At 67.1% G+C, this 17165-nt stretch carries 15 protein-coding genes; 4 read left to right on the forward strand and 11 right to left on the reverse strand.

Translation table 11 applies throughout. The annotated features are described in order from the left end of the window. Positions 1-623: helix-turn-helix domain-containing protein (locus tag D472_RS0119490; RefSeq protein ID WP_017606142.1), on the reverse strand; the 623-nt coding region annotated here is incomplete at its 3' end. 14 nt (positions 624-637) lie between these two features. Beyond that, on the reverse strand, positions 638-1144 hold the full coding sequence (locus tag D472_RS0119495; protein ID WP_026117878.1) for a flavoprotein: 507 nt from the start codon (positions 1142-1144) through the stop codon (positions 638-640). A 65-nt stretch (positions 1145-1209) separates the two neighbouring features. On the opposite strand from D472_RS0119495, the gene D472_RS27790 reads away from it, so the two are divergent. Next, positions 1210-1746: a glycine--tRNA ligase subunit alpha gene (locus D472_RS27790; RefSeq protein ID WP_083903536.1), complete on the forward strand. Its 537-nt coding sequence runs from the start codon at positions 1210-1212 to the stop codon at positions 1744-1746. Here D472_RS27790 and D472_RS26900 read toward each other — a convergent pair. Both D472_RS26900 and D472_RS0119505 read right to left on the reverse strand, forming a co-directional pair. Next, positions 1701-3422, reverse strand: coding sequence for a pyridoxal-dependent decarboxylase (locus D472_RS26900; protein WP_017606144.1), 1722 nt, complete (start codon positions 3420-3422; stop codon positions 1701-1703). The two genes, D472_RS27790 and D472_RS26900, sit on opposite strands and share 46 nt — an antisense overlap. A gap of 463 nt (positions 3423-3885) precedes the next feature. Beyond that, complete coding sequence (locus D472_RS0119505) at positions 3886-4785, reverse strand: helix-turn-helix domain-containing GNAT family N-acetyltransferase (RefSeq protein WP_033304263.1); 900 nt, start codon at positions 4783-4785, stop codon at positions 3886-3888. A gap of 94 nt (positions 4786-4879) precedes the next feature. Between D472_RS0119505 and D472_RS0119510 the strand changes: the two genes are divergently transcribed. After that, positions 4880-6370: an NAD(P)-binding domain-containing protein gene (locus D472_RS0119510; protein ID WP_017606146.1), complete on the forward strand. Its 1491-nt coding sequence runs from the start codon at positions 4880-4882 to the stop codon at positions 6368-6370. Between the two features lie 391 nt (positions 6371-6761). On the opposite strand, the gene arsB is transcribed toward D472_RS0119510, so the two are convergent. Both arsB and D472_RS0119520 read right to left on the reverse strand, forming a co-directional pair. Next, on the reverse strand, positions 6762-7841 hold the full coding sequence (gene arsB / locus D472_RS0119515) for an ACR3 family arsenite efflux transporter (protein ID WP_017606147.1): 1080 nt from the start codon (positions 7839-7841) through the stop codon (positions 6762-6764). After that, the gene (locus D472_RS0119520) at positions 7841-8125 is read right to left on the reverse strand and encodes an ArsR/SmtB family transcription factor (protein WP_017606148.1); all 285 of its coding nucleotides are present in this window, start codon (positions 8123-8125) and stop codon (positions 7841-7843) included. Before D472_RS0119520 ends, arsB begins: the two co-directional genes overlap by 1 nt. Positions 8126-8497: 372 nt before the next feature. Between D472_RS0119520 and D472_RS0119525 the strand changes: the two genes are divergently transcribed. Both D472_RS0119525 and D472_RS0119530 read left to right on the forward strand, forming a co-directional pair. Then, entirely contained in the window at positions 8498-8917 is a 420-nt protein-coding gene (locus tag D472_RS0119525; protein ID WP_017606149.1) for an arsenate reductase ArsC, read from the forward strand. 504 nt (positions 8918-9421) lie between these two features. Beyond that, positions 9422-10951 carry a polysaccharide lyase family 1 protein gene (locus D472_RS0119530; protein WP_017606150.1) on the forward strand — a complete coding sequence of 510 codons (1530 nt, stop codon included), beginning with the start codon at positions 9422-9424 and terminating at the stop codon, positions 10949-10951. 500 nt (positions 10952-11451) lie between these two features. Here D472_RS0119530 and D472_RS0119540 read toward each other — a convergent pair whose 3' ends face one another. The 5 genes from D472_RS0119540 to D472_RS0119560 all read right to left on the reverse strand — a co-directional run bounded on the left by D472_RS0119540 (position 11452) and on the right by D472_RS0119560 (position 17012). Beyond that, positions 11452-11952 carry a hypothetical protein gene (locus D472_RS0119540; protein WP_017606152.1) on the reverse strand — a complete coding sequence of 167 codons (501 nt, stop codon included), beginning with the start codon at positions 11950-11952 and terminating at the stop codon, positions 11452-11454. A gap of 403 nt (positions 11953-12355) precedes the next feature. Then, positions 12356-13855, reverse strand: a complete 1500-nt coding sequence (locus D472_RS0119545; protein ID WP_017606153.1) for a sodium:solute symporter family protein — start codon at positions 13853-13855, stop codon at positions 12356-12358. 132 nt (positions 13856-13987) lie between these two features. Next, on the reverse strand, positions 13988-14374 hold the full coding sequence (locus D472_RS0119550) for a RidA family protein (protein ID WP_017606154.1): 387 nt from the start codon (positions 14372-14374) through the stop codon (positions 13988-13990). A gap of 41 nt (positions 14375-14415) precedes the next feature. After that, positions 14416-15726 carry an alanine racemase gene (locus tag D472_RS0119555; RefSeq protein WP_017606155.1) on the reverse strand — a complete coding sequence of 437 codons (1311 nt, stop codon included), beginning with the start codon at positions 15724-15726 and terminating at the stop codon, positions 14416-14418. Continuing rightward, entirely contained in the window at positions 15723-17012 is a 1290-nt protein-coding gene (locus D472_RS0119560; protein WP_017606156.1) for an amidohydrolase family protein, read from the reverse strand. Before D472_RS0119560 ends, D472_RS0119555 begins: the two co-directional genes overlap by 4 nt. Positions 17013-17165 lie beyond the last annotated feature (153 nt).

Below are 17165 nucleotides of genomic sequence, written 5' to 3' on the forward strand. Positions count from 1 at the left end.
ACCGCTGTCAGCAGCGTTTGGTCTGCCCACTCGGCGGCTGACATGGCGCGGTCGGCGGCCTGCCAGGCCAGATCCTTCTCCCCGACTCGGCGCAGTAGGGCGGCGGTGGTGTTGTAGACCATGGCTCGGGCCGAGCACACGGCAGGCCGGTCTGATCCGGGGGTGTGCGCGGCGGCTTCGGCCTCGCGGATGAGCCGGGGCAGGCGGCGTCCGACCTCGTCGTAGCGGGCCGCTTGGTAGGCGGCATAGGTCTGGTGGGCCTGGACCGAGAGCGAGGCGGGGTCGATGCGGGGTTCGGTTCCGGTCTCGGCGACGATGGTTTCCAGGGTGGAGTAGCGCATCATGGCCCGCTCGATCGCGCGGGCGGCGTCGTAGCGCATGTCGGTGACCGCCTCGGTTTCGGTTCCGGTCAGCTCGGTCAGGTCCAGGCGCAGGATACGGGCCAGGCGCAGGATACGGGCCAGGCGGGTGAGGATCTCGTGGGAGTCCACCGACAGGATGCCGCGTTCGACCTGCGAGAGCCAGGACTCGGAGCGTCCCACGAGTCCGGCGAGCACGCTCTGGGAGTAGCCGTGCCGTCGTCGGGCACGTTTGATCGTCTGGCCTCGAGTGGCGGGGTCCACGCTGTGCCTTTCGGTCAGAGGCTGTTGACGGTGTCGATGACCTGCTGCCAGGAGGGCAGACGGTTCTCATAGGGGGCGTCAGGGTCGTGCAGGACGGTGACCGGTTCCATCGCGCGCAGCGTTTCCAGGGAGTGGGTGAAGGCCGGGTGGGTGGCGAGTTGGGGTTTGCAGTGCGGCACCACCACGGTGGGTACCCCGTATCCGACCATCTCGCACAGCAGAGCGATCGCGAAGTTGTCCGCCAGCCCCTGGGCGAACTTGTTCGTGGAGTTGAAGGTCAGCGGACAGGCCAACACCGCGTCAGCAGGAGGAAGGGGCTTGCCCTGCCCGGGCATCCGGAACGCCACGCGCACCGGTTCGCCCGTCAGGTCCGCCAACTGGTCCTGATCGTGGAAGTCTGTGCCTGTGGGGGTGGACAACACAGTCACGTGCCAGCCGTGGCTGTGCAGGGCCTGAACGAGCTCGACCACCCCTTCCGGTGCGGGGGCTCCGGACAACACCAGATACAGGGTTCTCGACATGAGCCAGAGTCTAGAGGCGGCCCACGCTGACAAGCCGCCGCTTCTCGATCCTCAGACGAGGGGCGGTGGAGAGTGACGGGAGGCGATCCCGGCACACTCCACGGCCTCCATCAGACCCGGCACGAAACAACCTGTTCAACATCCTCGACTCTCGGGGCGCGGTTTCCACCACCGAACGTGCCGACGCGTTCAAGACCATGCGCGGCCTGGCACGCAAAATCGCCTCCCTGTGGATCGACAAGCGCGCCGAGCTCGGCCACCCCCTTCTCAACGCCTTCCCGCACGCCCCGGACAAGGCCACGGCCGCACCGACTGTCGAACCCGCACCGCCGCAGACGACCGGGCACACCCGTCGACACCTGTCCACCGAACCGAAGCAACATCGGGTCAGGACGAGGTCGTTGCTTCAACGAGTTACACCACCACCTGCTGCTCCAGGTTCAGCGCAGACCCGCTCCCGTCGGTTGCGAGGGGCGTTTCCGGTGCGGAACACGGGCGGCCGCGCCCCTCCTGCCGGACGCGGCCGCCGTGTATCGGCCCCTGGTTCACGGTCGGCTCAAGCGAAACCGCGATCGTCCATGGCGACAGCATGCAGCACCTGAGTCTCCTCGGCGGGCATGTACTGCTCCGGGATCGGTGTCTCCGTGGTCACCGTGCGCACCACTTCCTTCGGAAAGGCGTCCTCGCGCAACAGGTCGGTGATCAGCTGGTCGATCAACTCCTTGGTCACGTGCGGCATGGTGAACAGGTGGGCGTAGGTCTTCACCCGTGATCCTCCGGCCGGAACGGTGACCGTGGCCAGGGAGTACTTCTTGATGATGCTCTCGTTCGGCGCTCGAAAACGGACGCTGAGCGAGTGCTCGGTCAGCTCGCACTCCACGGAGGCTTCCTGCCGTTCCTTCAGTTTCGGCTCGACGTCCTCCTTCAGGCGCTTCGAGGTGTACGTGGCCATCTCGTGACAGCTCTTGGCCATCTGGGTCTGTTCGTCGTGGGAGTGCTTGGCGAAGAAGTTCCACAGCACCGCCGCGGAGAAACCGTTGCGCGAACCGGCGAAGGTGGTGTCGGGAGAACCAACGTACTCCGCCATGGGCGGCGGCTGAAGCTGGAGCTTTCGCCGGGTCATGAACACCCCGCATGGCCAGGGGCAGCCGGGGTACTTGTGCCCACTGGCCACGATCGAGCTCACCCCCGGCTTCGGCAGCCGGAAATCGAACTTCGGAACCGTGATGCCCGCCTTCTGAAGGAACGGGATGTAGTTGGCGCCCAGCGCTCCGTCGACGTGGATCCAGAATCCGTCACGCTTGATCACCTCCTCCTTCCCTCCGCTTTTGACCGTGAACTCGCGCTCGTACAGGTTCCGCTTGTGGAACACCCCACCCAGCTTCTCGACTGCCGCCTTGACGTCGTCGTAGGCCCCCTTGAACGTGGTGCCCAGGTTGAGCACGATCACCACCGGGTGACCCTTGCCCGCGAAGTAGTCCACCGCCGCCGTGAGTTTGTCGAGGTCGATACTGCCATCGCCGTGGGAGGGCACCTCGGTCGGCCAGGTCCGAGTGCCCATGGTCTTCATGGCGTCGGCTTGATAGCCTCGGGTCGGGTCGTTGCCCATCTCTCCGAAGGTCGGGATACCGAGCGTGTGTGCGCTTTTGGCGATCGAGTAGTGGGAGTCCTGGGAGAAGAAGATCACCGGCTCGGTGGCGTTCTGCTCGTGTTCGGGCGGCTCCGCCTGTGCCATGGCCAGCTGCATGATGTGGCTGTCGTCCGTCTTCGGTTCCAGTAGCAGGTGTTTGCCGGACACGTAGTCGCGTGCGTTGAGCAGGCCGTAGATGTTGCCCTCCGAGGAGCCCATGCTCAGCACGTAGCCCCACGCGCTCTCTGGGTCCTTCTCGTCGTGGGGCTTGAGTCCCCACAGGTCCGCGTAGTAGGCGAGCACCGCGCGTTCCATGTGCTTGGTGTGTGTGCGCAGGTTGCCGTCCTTGAAGGGATCGCCGATGTTGTTGGTGTGCACGCCGAGCAGCTTCACCAGGTCGGAGCTGACGTCGCTGAGCCTCTGGTTGACCTGGTAGCCAAGGAAGTGCTGCTGTTGGTAGTCCAGGTAGGCCTGGAACTCGTCCAAGACCCGGGTACGCTGATCGCCGAGCCCGCCGGGTTCGAGCTTGAACCTCGCCTCGTCCAGCTCAGGTGGTGCTTGGGCCGTGCGATCCTCGGCGGTGGTGGGCGGGGTGGAAGTCGAGGGCGTCATCTGCCGGGTGAGGGACGTGTCCGTGGCGTCGTCCATGTCTTCTCCATGACGGTGGGTACCAGAGGCGTGGTCGGCGGAGGCATCCGCCGACCATGTTCATTGCCCCGATGGAGCACGGCCTCACCCACACCGGTAGTTACTATGTGTAATTTATTGACAACCTCATGCCATTATTTGTGTGCGGACACTGTGGCCCTCTCACCCGGTGAGCGTCCCGGCTCCGTGCTGTCTCAGCCCTCAGCAAGATCGAGGGCGTGCTCTTCGGCACCCCGGCGCACACCTGACTGTTCGAACGGATGGTGCGCCGGGTGCTCACCGGTCTCATCGACACCCCCGACCCACCCACGGTCACGCTCGGCTCGTCGGGCGTCTGCCTCCGGCGGCACCCCTCCTTGAGGCGGGCGCGGCGTGCCCGGCGACCCCCTCCGTCGCCCGTGGAGATGATGAGGCCTCGTTCTGAGTGTGGGTATCGCGGTGGCTCCCGCTTGGGGCGGACCATTCATCCGGTGACACATCTGGCGTCGTCACCACAGGTGGTCGACGCGCCCGTGTCCGAACCGGCGCCCTGGCGGCGCTCCAGCAGGACGATGTCGCGCCAACGTCCGTGGTGCTGGGCGATGCGCTCACGTACGCCCACGGTGCGAAAACCCGCCTGGTGGTGCAAGGACAGACTGGCGCGGTTCTCCGGGAAGATCGAGGTCTGGAGCGTCCATAGCCCGCCGGCGTCGGCTTCGGTGACCTGTCGGTAGAGCAGGGCCTTGCCCACACCTCGTCCTCGCGCTCCCTCGGCGACGTACACCGACGTCTCGGCCACACCGGCGTAGACCTTGCGGGTGGAGACCGTCGAAGCCGCGGCCCAACCGACCACCTCTCCGTCGGCCTCGGCGACCCAGCGGTGTCCACTGATCCACTTGTTCTTCAAAGCCTCGGTGTCGGGAGTCTCGGTCTCGAAGGTGGCCTGGCCGGTGGCGATGCCCTGGGCATAGATCTCTCGGACCACCTCCAGGTCCGTGTCGGTCATGGCACGGGTGGTGACGTCCGCGGGCAGGTCGGTGGGGCAGCACGGTCGCGTGTTGAGTACTCCCATCACCACGTCCGCGGCGTGGGGCAGGCCGCTGCAGCATTCGGGGTTGACGGCGACCCGGGTGGAGGTGCCCACCTTGGTGAGGGTCACGAATCCCACGTCGGCGAGTTTGCGCAGGTGGTGGGAGACGGTGGGTTGGCGAACGCCCACCATCTCCGCCAATTCCCCCACGCTGACCGAGCCGGGGGTGGTGGCGATGGCGTGGAGTAGACGCACTCGCATCGGTTCGGCCAGGCAAGCGAACCAGGCGGCGTAGGTCTCGGCGTCGGCCGAAGGAAGTGAGCGTTCGGTGTGTTCGAGCGGCACAAAGGTCATGTCCTCATTATCGACGACGGTCTATGGTTGCGTCCATCGACGAGCATCGATAGAGTCCTCTTTCATAGATGATGATCAATGAAAGAGGTGAGTCATGGTCGACGAGCGTCCCGTGATGGTGATCGGAGCCGGGCCCGTAGGGTTGGCGGCGGCAGCGGAATTGCTGGCACGCGACCTTCCGGTCCTGGTCTTGGAGAAGGGCGACCGAGCCGGGGCGGCGGTGTCCGAGTGGGGGCACGTGCGGCTGTTCTCGATGTGGCGCGACCTGATCGACCCGGCGGCGGAGAAGCTGCTCGTCACCACCGGCTGGCAGCGCCCGAACGACGACGACTACCCGACCGGCCGCGAGTGGATCGACTCCTACCTGGCCCCATTGGCCCACGCCCTCGGCGATCGGGTCCGCTTCGGCACCGAAGTGACCGGGGTGAGCCGTCTGGGCCGGGACCGGGTCGTGGACACCGGACGCGCCGAGCAACCCTTCACCGTGCGTGTGCGTACCCGTGACGGCCAGGAACGGCTGTTGGCCCGCGCGGTCGTGGACGCCTCCGGCACCTGGGGCTCACCCAATCCGGTGGGCGGTGACGGCCTGCCCACGCTGGGTGAAACCACTGCGGCCGAGCGGATCTCCTACCGGATCCCCGACCTGAGCGAAGAGGAAACCCGGGTCCGTCATATCGGCCGAACCACCGCCGTGGTCGGACGCGGTCACTCTGCGCTGACCACGCTGGTGGCCCTGGCCGAGCCGGCCCCACAGAGCCCGGGGACGAAAGTGGTGTGGGTACTGCGTCGCGGCGAGGTCGGGGACGCCTTCGGTGGGGGCGCGGCCGACCAGCTCGCCGAACGAGGAGCCCTCGGCCGGCGAGCCCGTGCGGCCGTCGAGGCGGGCCACGTCGAGGTGGTGACCGGCTTCCGTACCGCCCAGATACGGTCGGTGGACGGCCGCCTGCTCCTGGTGGACGATGCCGGCCGGGAACTGGAGCCTGTGGACGAGGTCGTGGCTCTGACCGGATTCCGGCCCGACCTGTCCTTCTTGTCCGAGGTGCGTCTGGACTTGGACCCCACGCTCCAGGCACCGGTGGAGCTGGCCCCGCTCATCGACCCCAACCAGCACTCGTGTGGCACCGTCTACCCGCACGGCGCTACCGAGCTCTCGCACCCCGAGGAAGGGTTCTTCCTGGCGGGAATGAAGTCCTACGGGCGCGCGCCGACGTTCCTGGCACTGACCGGATATGAGCAGGTGCGCAGTATCGCCGCGTATTTGGCCGGAGACGAGGAGGGTGCGGCCCGTGTGGAGTTGGTGCTGCCCGAGAGCGGAGTGTGCGGCGGCGCGGGGGCCTTCGACGACCCCACCCAGGTCAAGGCCGACACCGCCGGTTGCTGCGGCCCCGCCCCCAAAGCCCTAGAGGAGCCCGCCGCGGAACAGGGCGGTCGCTACGGTGGCCCGGCCGAATCCGAACCACCACTCCTCCCCCTCGGTGACGTCTCCACGGAATCCACTGAAGAGGCGATCCCGGCCACTGAAAGCGATTGCTGCTCCGGCCCTGCTCAACAGGTCGAGTCGGGTGGGCCAGGCCGGGTTTCGTGACACCTGCGTTCGGACGGGTCCCTGGCGCGTCCACCTCCACGATGGTCGGGGCGCGCCCGGGCCTTGGAGAACACTCCAGGCCATCGCGGTAGTGACGGACATGGCACGAGGCACCCTCCCCCTACACCACCGCCGTCTCCGACCGCTGGGACATCACGCACTACGCCACCTTCAACGTCGTCATGCACACCCCGCTCATGCAGGTCATCACGGTCGCTGCTTGGGCGGGCGCGGCACCGGCCGGACGTTGGACGGGTACCGGCGGTGTTCGTAGCGCTGGAGGTACTGGCGATTCTCGGTGCGAGTGGCCAGGGAGTTCGGACCTTTGAGGAGCGCGGCCAGAGGGGAGGGGCGGCTGCGCGATGGCGGGCTCTCCTCCTGAAGCGGTCCCCTACCGGCGCTCGGCAAGGAAGCGTTTACGCCAGGCCAGGGAGACGTACACCAACGCGACCAGGATCGGGACCTCGATGAGTGGCCCCACCACCCCGGCCAGGGCCTGGCCGGAAGTGATCCCGAAGGTGGCGATGGCCACGGCGATGGCCAGCTCGAAGTTGTTGCCCGCCGCGGTGAAGGCCAACGTGGTGGTGCGGTCGTAGTCCATCCCGATCGCCTTGGCGAAGGCGAACGTGCCGAACCACATGAGGACGAAATAGGCCAAAAGCGGAACAGCGATACGCGCCACGTCCAGCGGTTGACTGGTGATCCGCTCTCCTTGGAGGGCGAAGAGCAGCACGATGGTGAACAGCAGCCCGTACAGCGCCCACGGGCCGATCCGGGGCAGGAAGGCCGACTCGTAACGTTGGCGGCCCATCCTTTTCTCACCGAACGTGCGGGTGAGGAACCCGGCGGCCAGCGGGATACCGAGGAAGATCACCACGTTCAGGGCGATCAGCCAGGGGGACACGTCCAGTCCGCCGGTGTCCAGGCCCAGCCGGCCGGGCAGCAGGTCCAGGTAGAACCAGCCCAGCACCCCGAAGAGCAGGACCTGGAAGAGGGAGTTGAGCGCCACCAGCACGGCGGCGGCCTCACGGTGCCCGCCGGCCAGGTCGTTCCAGATGATGATCATGGCGATACAGCGGGCCAGACCGACGATGATCAATCCGGTGCGGTACTCGGGCAGGTCGGCCAGGAAGATCCAGGCCAGTGCGAACATCACGGCCGGTCCGACGAGCCAGTTGATCACCAGGGAGGAGATCAGCAGGCGCCGGTCACCGGTGACGGTGTCCAAGTGGTCGTAGCGAACCTTGGCCAGCACCGGGTACATCATGACCAGCAGGCCCAGGGCGATGGGCAGGGAGATCCCGCCGATCTCCAGGGCGGCCAGGAGTTCGTTCAGACCGGGGACCAGTCGTCCCAGGCCCAGGCCGACGGCCATGGCGAGCAGGATCCACACCGCCAGGAACCGGTCCAGGATGGACATCCGTGTCGCGACGGAAGGCCCGAGGAGCGTTGTGTCCTGAAGGCCGCTCATCAGCAGGGCCTCCGGTTCTGGGCGACGTTCGTGGAACGGGCGGTGGCGGCCAGACCGGCCAACCCCTCGGAGAGGGACTCCAGGACTTCGGGACACAGCCGATAGTAGGTGTAGCGCCCACAGGGTTCGGTCTCCACCACTCCCGCCTCGCGCAGCAGTCGCAGGTGGTTGGACAGATTGGTCTGGCGGGCCCCGGTCTCCTCCATCAGATGAGTGGTGCACAAGGTCTCGTGAGCGAGCAGGGACACGATCCGCATCCGAAGCGGATCGGCCAGAACCTTCATCACATCAACATCGACTGATATCAGCATGCACTGATATTATCTCATCGACCGATGCCTATGAGATGCCCAACGGCCGCTCCCCGCGCAGAGGAATCCCACGCATGACCACATCTGACCCATCGCCGCCCTTGCACGAAAACGCCACCTTGGGAGCCGCCCGCAGCCAGGGCCGTGTGGTCGCTCCGGTCTGCGACGACGCATGCCCGGTCGCCCCTGGGCGCCGCCATCTCGATTGAGGCACGGCCGACCCCCACGGAGCCTCGCTCACCGAACCGGGTCGAATCCGCGACGCCATCGACGCACACCTTCGCGACCTCCTGGCCTTTTCGGCCTCGCCCCCATCACCAGCGAAACGAAGTAGAGGTATTCCTCATGACCGAGAACGACAAGCCGTCCGTCCTGTTCGTGTGCGTGCACAACGCCGGACGTTCCCAGATGGCCGCCGCCTGGCTGCGCCACCTCGCTCAAGGGCGGGTCCAGGTCCGTTCAGCGGGCTCCGCGCCTGCGGACACGCTCAACCCGGCGGTGGTCGAGGCCATGGCCGAGGTGGGAATCGACATCACAGATCAGAGCCCCAAGACCCTCACCGCCGACGCGGTCGAGGCCTCCGACGTGTGCGTGACCATGGGTTGCGGCGACACCTGCCCGATCTTTCCCGGCAAGCGCTACCTGGATTGGGAACTCCCCGACCCCGCTGGACAGGGCGTGGCGGCCGTCCGCCCCATCCGCGATGAGATCAAGAAGCGGATCGAGGGACTGATCGATGAGCTCAGCCCTCGCCAAGATGCTTAGCGTCTCCTGAATCCGATCTCGACGAGGAACATGGGCGGGCCGAGGTGCGCCCTTATGGACCGGGAACACGCACCGACCGGCCCGACCGATGTTCGGTCGGTGACCACGGTTCACGGCCGGACACGAGGCCACACCCCCTTCTGTGTCCATGCCGCCGCACGAGGCCACGAACGGCCTGCCCCTGCCTCTGTTCAGAGTGACCTGGTTCCTCTCATGGTTCCGGCCACGGCTACGGAACGAGCCGATCCCGGCGACGTCGTCTCCGGGCACCGGGCCCTTCCAAGCGGTTGCACTCCTTGGAGTGGTTCTTCGGGCTTCGCTACCGGATACGGGTAAATCCGCAGGAAATAGAGGTCATAGGAGGTTGGGATCTTCTCCTGGGCTACAAACGTTTGCATTACCCCCCTTGACACGGAAAGCGCTTTCTCTACTCTCGGGAAGTGAACGCGCGCGTCAATGTTCACCCCCGGTCAACGCTTTCTCCTTCTCGAGGAAAGGTAAGCAGTGAGACGATCCATCGCGCGTCGACTCGTGTCGACACTGGCCACCGCGGCCATGCTCGCGGCCGGCCTGACCCTGCCGGTGTCCCCCGCATCGGCGCATACCGGTTCCGCCACGGGTTACGCCACCCAGAACGGCGGTACCACCGGCGGTACGGGCGGTCAGACCGTACGGGCCACGACCGGAACCCAGATCCACCAGGCTCTGTGCGAGCGGCCCGACACCAGCACTCCGATCATCATCCAGGTCGAAGGAACCATCCATCACGGCAACACCTCCAAGGTGTCGGGTCCCGGTTGCGACACCGCCGACGACGTGATCGAGCTCAAGAAGATCAGCAACGTCACGATCGTCGGCACCGGCAGCGGAGCCGTGTTCGACCAGCTGGGCATCCACGTCCGGGAGTCCAGCAACATCATCATCCAGAACGTGACCGTGCGGAACGTCAAGAAATCCGGTTCGCCCACGTCCAACGGTGGTGACGCCATCGGCATGGAGAAGGACGTCCGCAACGTCTGGGTCGATCACGTCACCCTGGAGGCGTCGGGTGGGGAATCGGAGGGCTACGACGCCCTCTTCGACCTGAAGAACAACACCCGCTACGTCACCCTCTCCTACAGCATCCTGCGCGACTCCGGCCGGGGCGGCCTGGTCGGATCCAGCGAAAGCGACCTCTCCAACGGCTACATCACCTACCACCACAACCTGTACGAGAACATCGACTCGCGTGCTCCCCTGCTGCGCGGCGGCATCGGGCACATGTACAACAACCACTACGTGGACCTGCACAAGTCCGGCATCAACTCTCGTGCCGGGGCCCGAGCGAAGGTGGAGAACAACTACTTCAAGGACTCCAAGGACGTCCTGGGCACCTTCTACACCAACGAGAGGGGCTCCTGGGAGGTCAGCGGCAACATCTACGACAACGTGACCTGGTCCGGCCAGGGCGACAAGAACTACCCCGCCGGCCCCGACCCGCGCTCCACCACCTCGGTGAGCATTCCGTACTCCTACCTGCTCGACGACGCCGGCTGTCTGCCCGAGGTACTGAGCCGAACCGCCGGTGCGGGCACGGGCAACCGAGTCTCGGATGGTGACTGCCAAGCGGACGACCCGACCGACCCGGACCCGACCGACCCGGACCCGACCGATCCTCCCGTGGGGACCAACCTCAGCCTCGGGGCCGGAGCCGACGGCTCCAGCAAGGCGAGCGGAACCAGTTACGGAGACGTCATCGACGGCGACACGAACACCTACTGGTCACCGAACGGCTCGACCGGCCGCATCTCGGTCAAGTGGGGTTCCAGCACCACGGTGTCCACGATCAACATCCGTGAGGCGGCCGGGGCCGAGGGCAACATCGGATCCTGGCGGGTCGTCGACCACGACGCCGGTACCACCCTGGCCACCGGTAGTGGGGCGGGGGTCATCACCTTCGCTCCGAGGACACTGCGAAAGATCAACTTCGAGATCACGAGCTCGAACGGCACTCCACGCGTCGCCGAGTTCGAGACCTACGCCGGCGCGCCGTAGAGCCACCGAGGTCGGGTTCCGACTCGACAGAGGATCCGCCATCGGCGGCGAGGTCGATCCGCAACCGATCCGGCCGTCGATACCGAGTCCGCCCGGTCCGCCCGAACGAACCGGGCGGACCGGGCCGCTCCGTCGTCATGACCCGGCGGCCACCACGGTGTCCCTGGTCTGCTCGACGATGGCCTCGCGGCCCTCTTCGAGCTCGGCGCCGGTGATGCCCTCCTCCGTCTCGGACATCAACGGTGGAGTGTGCACGTGAGCGGCGAGGGCGGCGGCCCGCTCGGTGGCCTCACGCAGCGGGGTGTCGCGATAGGCGGCCTCGTTGGAGAGATGGTTGCCTGTGCTCCCCCATCTGGTCTGGGATCCAGGGGCCTACGAACGTCGGTGTCGGGAGTGGTCGAATTCGACCAAAGTCCAGGGCGCGACTCGCTCAGCCCAGGTCCCGGGCCTTTCGTTCGGAAGCCCCCGGGATCGGCCCCAGGACCATGGTCCTGCTCCCGTCAGTTGCACCGCGCATCGATGTACTCCTGAAAGTTCGGAAATTCCTCCTGGGCCCGTCGAAGGATCTCTGCCGGAACGCGACACGCGTCCGGGGCGTGCCGCCGAGCGATCTCCCATGTCCGGGGATCGGGCTCGTTCGAAGGCTCACTCCATCCCATGACCTCATGGGGCCCATACCCCTGAGCCACCAACCACAGGAACGCTCCGACGTCGGTGCTCATGACCGCGAGTTCCCCCTCGGACCCGAGGAAGACCACCGGCTGCTCCATCAAGGGTCGTCCCCGTCGAACCAACCACAGGCCGACATAGCCACCCGCGCCCTCCATGCCGAAGAAGCGGAACTCACCTCCGTCGACCTCCTTGTTCCCGGTCCACAGCCGGTACCAGTGCGCGGTCTCGTCCGGATGCTCGAACGCCTCGTACATCTCCAAGTCCATCTTCTGGACGTCACGGGTCTTCGCGAGGTCTTCCAGCATGGGCGGAAATGAGAGATCGGTCATGAGCGCAGACTAGGAATCTCCACCGACATTTCACCCACGGGCGAGAAATCGCCCGGGTCGGACCACACGATGGCGCTCTCGGACATGCCTCCACGGCTCAACGACCACGCCCCGTACGGTCCGGGCTCGTGTGCGTTCATCACCGACGCCGAGCCGGCACAGCGCGTCCGCGACCGCCTCGACGGGAGGGGCTCGTCAGCGAAGGGCCCAGCCGAGCCACACGTGTGAGGGGAGCGTGCCGGGGCCTCGACGACCGTTCACGCGACGACGCTCGGCCGGCAGGTCCCGGTCGAGCGTCGTGTTCAGCCGCCCGAGGGGAGCGACCGACCTTCGGTGTCCTATGAACCCCGGGGTCCGAGATGGTGACCGGATCCCAGTGGTGACCCCCGCGAAGGCCTCCGGGTCAGCTCGGTTGCTGCTCGGTCGCATCGCCACCGCGCAGCTTGGTGCCCACGTCGAGGGTGGCACGCTCCTGCGCGAGCATCCGCAGTGCCTCTTCCCGGGAGACGCGGGTGCGCGGAGTGACCAGGCTGACGATCACGCCCGACATCAGGGCCACCAGGAGCGAGGGGATCACGGCGTTGCCCCAGAACGCGGTGAACGACTCCACGTTGTTGACGACCAGGGCCGCCACCGAACCACCGAGCATCGAGGCGATCCCGCCCTGCCACGTGGCTCGTGGCCAGAACTTGCCGAGGAGGGACGCCACCAGCAGACCGGTGAGCACGGTGGAGATCATGAGGGTGATGTAGTCGATGATGGTCGTGGCCATCAGGGCGAACACCAGGGACAACACCAGTACCGCGGCCAAGGCCCAGCGGGAGTTGCGTACGAGGTTCTCGGCCTTGGGGAGCTTACCGGTGACCAACTGGGAGACGTCGCGCATCAGAATGGTCACGCCGACGATGGCGTCGGAGTCACCAGAGGACATCGTCGCGGACAGGCCCGCGACCAGGAGGAAGGCGCCGACCCACAGCGGGAACAGTGTGGTCGCCAGATAGGGGAAGGCCATGTCCGGGTTCTCCAGACCGGGCGCCAGAACACTGGCCGACATTCCGGCGATCGCCGGAAGGGCCGCGAACACGGCGAAGAGCACCCCGGCGAGCAGGAAGCTGCGCCGTACGGTCCGGACGTTGGACGCGGAGTAGATCCGCTGCCGGTAGGACGGGGTGGCCAGTACACCCACGGCGATGACCAACGCCAAGGACAGCGCGGGAACCGGGCCCAGGGCTTGGACACCCAACATGGAGGCGGCCTCGTCGGTGACACCGTCGTGCATGCCACCGAGCCCACCGACGGTCACCAGGGAGAGCACCGCGAGGATGGTGAACCCGAGGAACAGGATGGTGCCCTGGATGGCGTCGGTGATGACCACCGCCAGGTAACCGCCGACCACGGTGTAGACGCCGAAGCCGAGGGCGATGACGATCTTGGCCATGTCCGCGTCCATTCCGGTGAGGAAGGACAGGTACATCGCGCCGCCCATGATGTGCGCGCCCAGCCATCCCACGGAGGCCAGGAACAGCAGCACGGCCACCACGCTCTTCACCGCGCGGCTGGCTCCGTAGTAGTAGCTCATCTCCTCGGCGAAGGTCATGAAGCCGTGCTTGCGCACGTCGGAGAAGAGCCACAGCAGCAGGAAGATGCCCGCGGCACCACCGATCCCGTACAGCATTCCGGCCCAGCCGTTCTGGTAGGCGAAGCCCACCGCGCCCAGACTGGAACCGGTACCGACCAGGGTGGCCAGGGTGCTCCCCATCACCAGGGGGGTGCCGAGCTTGCGTCCTGCGAGCAGGAAGTCCTCGCCGTTGCTGGTGCGTCGGGCCACCCACCAGCTGATGCCCAACATGAAGAGGACGGCGACGAGCAGGGCCACGATGTAGCCCATGTTGGTTTCGATCATGATCACGTCTCCAAGAGTGATGGGGGATGACGGCCGCGGTCCGAGGGGAGAGGGCCTGGGACCGAGCGGAAGGAGCGGGAGGGTGCGCGGCGTGGTGTGGGCCGGGCACCCTCCCGGATGGCGCGACCGGCCCTACTCGGCCGGCTTGTACAGCACCGCGTCGACCTCGATGAGGAATCCGGGCAGGTCGGCCTGGATGGTGGTACGCACCGGTGGTTCGTCGCCGAAGTACTCCGCGAACACCTCGTTCATCGCCTGGAAGTCGGCCAGGTCGCGCAGGTAGACCCTGGCCTGGACGGCGTCGGTCAGGTCGGCGCCCGCGGCCTTGGCCACGGCTGCGAGGTTGTCGAAGGTCGCGCGGGCCTGTTCGTCGAAGGACCCCTCCACCAGGGAGCGGTCGGTACGGTGCGGGGTCGCGCCGGCGAGGTGGATGTGGTCTCCGGCGATGACCGCCTGGGAGTACGGGCCACCGGGCGGAGCGGCGTCCGGGGTGGCGACGATCTGCTTCTTCTTGCTCATGGGTCTTCCTCTGCTTTCGGTACGCCGGTCGATCGGCGCGGTCAGAACAGGGTGCGGACCGCGTCCACGACCCGATGTTCGGAGTCGAGCACCGGGATCAGTGGCCACTTGTCGAACACCGTGCACGGATGGGACAAACCCAGTTCGACCACGTCCCCGACCTCGGGGGCGGTCTCACCGGTGCCGGTGAACTCCAGGAATCCGTGGTGGTCGTTGAGTTCGACGACGCGTGTGGTCTCGCCCAGCGGGGTCCTGCGTTCCCCCTTCCACAGTGCGCGGGGGACGGGGAGATCGATGTCGAACGACACGTCGCGTTTACCGACGCCCAGCAGCGCCCGCCCCGGCTCGGGGCGGGACAACACCCGCGCGTAGCAACTGAGGGCGGGCCGTAGGGGGTCGGCGTCGGCGGAGGAGCGCAGGGGTGAGGCGCGCTCCATGAACAGGTCGTCGTGGGTGAGGTAGCAGCCCGAACGGACGATTCTGCGGATCGGGAGCGACAGCCCGGGCGGTTCGGCGAGTGCGTCGGCGACCAGGTCGGGGTAGCTGCTGCCGCCCGCGGTGACGATCACCTCCGAAGCCCCGGAGAACAGGCCCTCGGCGTCGGCGCGCCGTGCGAAGTCGAACAGGCGGTCGAGCCAGCCGCGTACCCGGGTGGGCGAGTCGTCGTCCCTGCGTTGTGGGAAGACCCCCTCGAAGGCCTCGACCCCGGTCAGGGCGAGTCGTTCACCGGCGGCCACCGTCCGGGCGAGCGCCAGTGCCTCCTCCATGTCACGTACCCCGGTGCGCCGTCCCTGGACCCCCAACTCCAGCAGGACCGGCAGGGGCCGTGCCGCGTCGGCCAAGGCGGATTCCATGATCCGGACCCCCGTTTGGGAGTCCACCAGACACAGGATCTGGAAGTCCGGGTCGGCCAGGGCGTCCCGGATCCAGGCGAGCTGGTTCTCCTCCACGACCTCGTTGGCGATGAGTACGCGTGGAACACCAAAGGAGCGCATCACGCGGGCCTGGGCGACGGTGGCCACGGTCAGGCCCCAGGCGCCGTGTTCCAACTGCGCCGACCACAGGTGCGGTGACATGGTGGTCTTGGCGTGGGGGGCCAGGTCGAGCCCTCGGTCGGCGCACCAGCGCGCGAAGCGTTCCAGGTTGTGTCGCAGGGCGGACTCGTCCAGGGTGACGGCGGGCAGCCACAGGTCGCGTAGGTGCAGTCCGGCGGCGCGGACCCGCGCGGCCGTGGTGGGACTCTCGGGAAGGGAACGGGCCTCGACCGGGAGCGTGTCCAGTGCGGCCAGTGCCTCGGCGGGCAGTCCTTCTCCAGCGGTGGGAGAGACGGGGTGCGAAGGGTGGTCGGTCAACGTGGCGCTCCCTGCTGCTTCGGTCCCGCCGCGGGTTCGGGGCGGGGAAAGTGTTCGTCGAAGTCCTCGGGTCGGTCCAGGTGTCGGACCGAGGTTCGTACCTGTTCGCGGCGGTCGGCCTCGGCCCGCCGTTGGGCGTCGCTGAGCGGTACCCACACGGGCGGGGGTTCGGCGGCACGGGGCGAGAGCAGACGTCCGGAGGCGTAGGTCGCGGTGTTGTCGAGGCGCAGCGGAGCCTGGCGCACTCCTCCGTGCACGTCGATGGTGGGAAAGGAGCCCTTCTCCACGGAGAAGACGGCGATGTCGGCGGTGGCTCCGACCTCGAGGGTTCCGGCGGCCAATCCGAGCGCGTGTGCGGGGCGCACGGTGGCCGCCGCCACCGTCTCGGAGAGGCCCATTCCGGCGGCGAGTGCCTTGCCCATGACGGTCGGCATGTCGAAGGCCGGGCCGTAGACGGAACGAATGTGCAGGTCGGTGGAGATGATGGGGACGACCCCGGCCGCCAGTTCCGCTTCGAGTACGTCGAAGTCGAACGCACCCGACCCGTGGCCGAGGTCGAAGACGACACCGTTGTCCCTCAGCCGTGACAGTGCGTCGGTGGGCCGCCCGTCGACGACCAGGTCGGTGGCGGCCCCCGTGGCGCAATGGGTGAGGATGTCGCCTTCGGCGAGTAGCGGCGCGATGTCGGCGAGCCCGGGTGGACCGTAACCGATGTGCACCATGAGCGGCTTCTCGATGCGCCGTGCCAACTCGACCGCCCGACGAAGCGGCTCCAGACCGTGTTCGCCGACCGTGTGGCGGTCGATACGCGCCTTGACTCCACAGACCAGGTCGCCCTGTTGGGCGGCCACGGCGGTGGCGGCGTCCACGTCGAGGTTGTCCAGTACGTGGTGTTCGCCGGTGCGGCCGACCAGGCCGAGTCCGGAGACGTTGATCATCGCGTGGACGCGAAACGGCGCGGGGTCGGCGATGACGCGTCGGAACCCTTCCATCGCGTAGGCGCCGGCGGATCCGGCGTCGACCCAGGTCGTCACACCGGTGCGCCAGGCCAGGGCCTCAGGTTCCAGACCCCAGTAGGTGGCGCCGTGCCACACGTGCGTGTGCATGTCCACCAGGCCCGGCAGTACCAGTTGTCCGGAGACGTCGACGGCTCGAGCCGACCGGGATCGAGGTAGCGCGGTGTCGATGGCGGCGATCCGGCCCGCGCGCACGGCGAGGTCGGCTGTCTCGTCCCGTCCCGATGCGGGGTCGATGACGCGACCGCCGTACAGCAGCAGGTCCCACACTCTGACCATCCCCCTCATGCTGCGCTGTGCGCAGCAGTGTTGCGCATCTGTCAACAACTTGAATAGCATTCCGCAGTGACGCAGGTCAACACCCCGCATGACGCGGGCAACCACCGGGAGGTCGTGGGTGAGCAAGCCACAACGGACCACAGT

Source organism: Nocardiopsis alkaliphila YIM 80379, assembly GCF_000341005.1.
Classification (GTDB): domain Bacteria; phylum Actinomycetota; class Actinomycetes; order Streptosporangiales; family Streptosporangiaceae; genus Nocardiopsis; species Nocardiopsis alkaliphila.

Excerpts from the sequence above, each read along its gene's own strand:
- D472_RS0119495 (WP_026117878.1), bottom strand. The coding sequence starts at position 1,144 with ATGTCGAGAACCCTGTATCTGGTGTTGTCCGGAGCCCCCGCACCGGAA.
- D472_RS26900 (WP_017606144.1), bottom strand. The coding sequence starts at position 3,422 with ATGGACGACGCCACGGACACGTCCCTCACCCGGCAGATGACGCCCTCG.
- D472_RS0119505 (WP_033304263.1), bottom strand. The coding sequence starts at position 4,785 with ATGACCTTTGTGCCGCTCGAACACACCGAACGCTCACTTCCTTCGGCC.
- D472_RS0119510 (WP_017606146.1), top strand. The coding sequence starts at position 4,880 with ATGGTCGACGAGCGTCCCGTGATGGTGATCGGAGCCGGGCCCGTAGGG.
- arsB (WP_017606147.1), bottom strand. The coding sequence starts at position 7,841 with ATGAGCGGCCTTCAGGACACAACGCTCCTCGGGCCTTCCGTCGCGACA.
- D472_RS0119520 (WP_017606148.1), bottom strand. The coding sequence starts at position 8,125 with ATGAAGGTTCTGGCCGATCCGCTTCGGATGCGGATCGTGTCCCTGCTC.
- D472_RS0119525 (WP_017606149.1), top strand. The coding sequence starts at position 8,498 with ATGACCGAGAACGACAAGCCGTCCGTCCTGTTCGTGTGCGTGCACAAC.
- D472_RS0119540 (WP_017606152.1), bottom strand. The coding sequence starts at position 11,952 with ATGACCGATCTCTCATTTCCGCCCATGCTGGAAGACCTCGCGAAGACC.
- D472_RS0119545 (WP_017606153.1), bottom strand. The coding sequence starts at position 13,855 with ATGATCGAAACCAACATGGGCTACATCGTGGCCCTGCTCGTCGCCGTC.
- D472_RS0119550 (WP_017606154.1), bottom strand. The coding sequence starts at position 14,374 with ATGAGCAAGAAGAAGCAGATCGTCGCCACCCCGGACGCCGCTCCGCCC.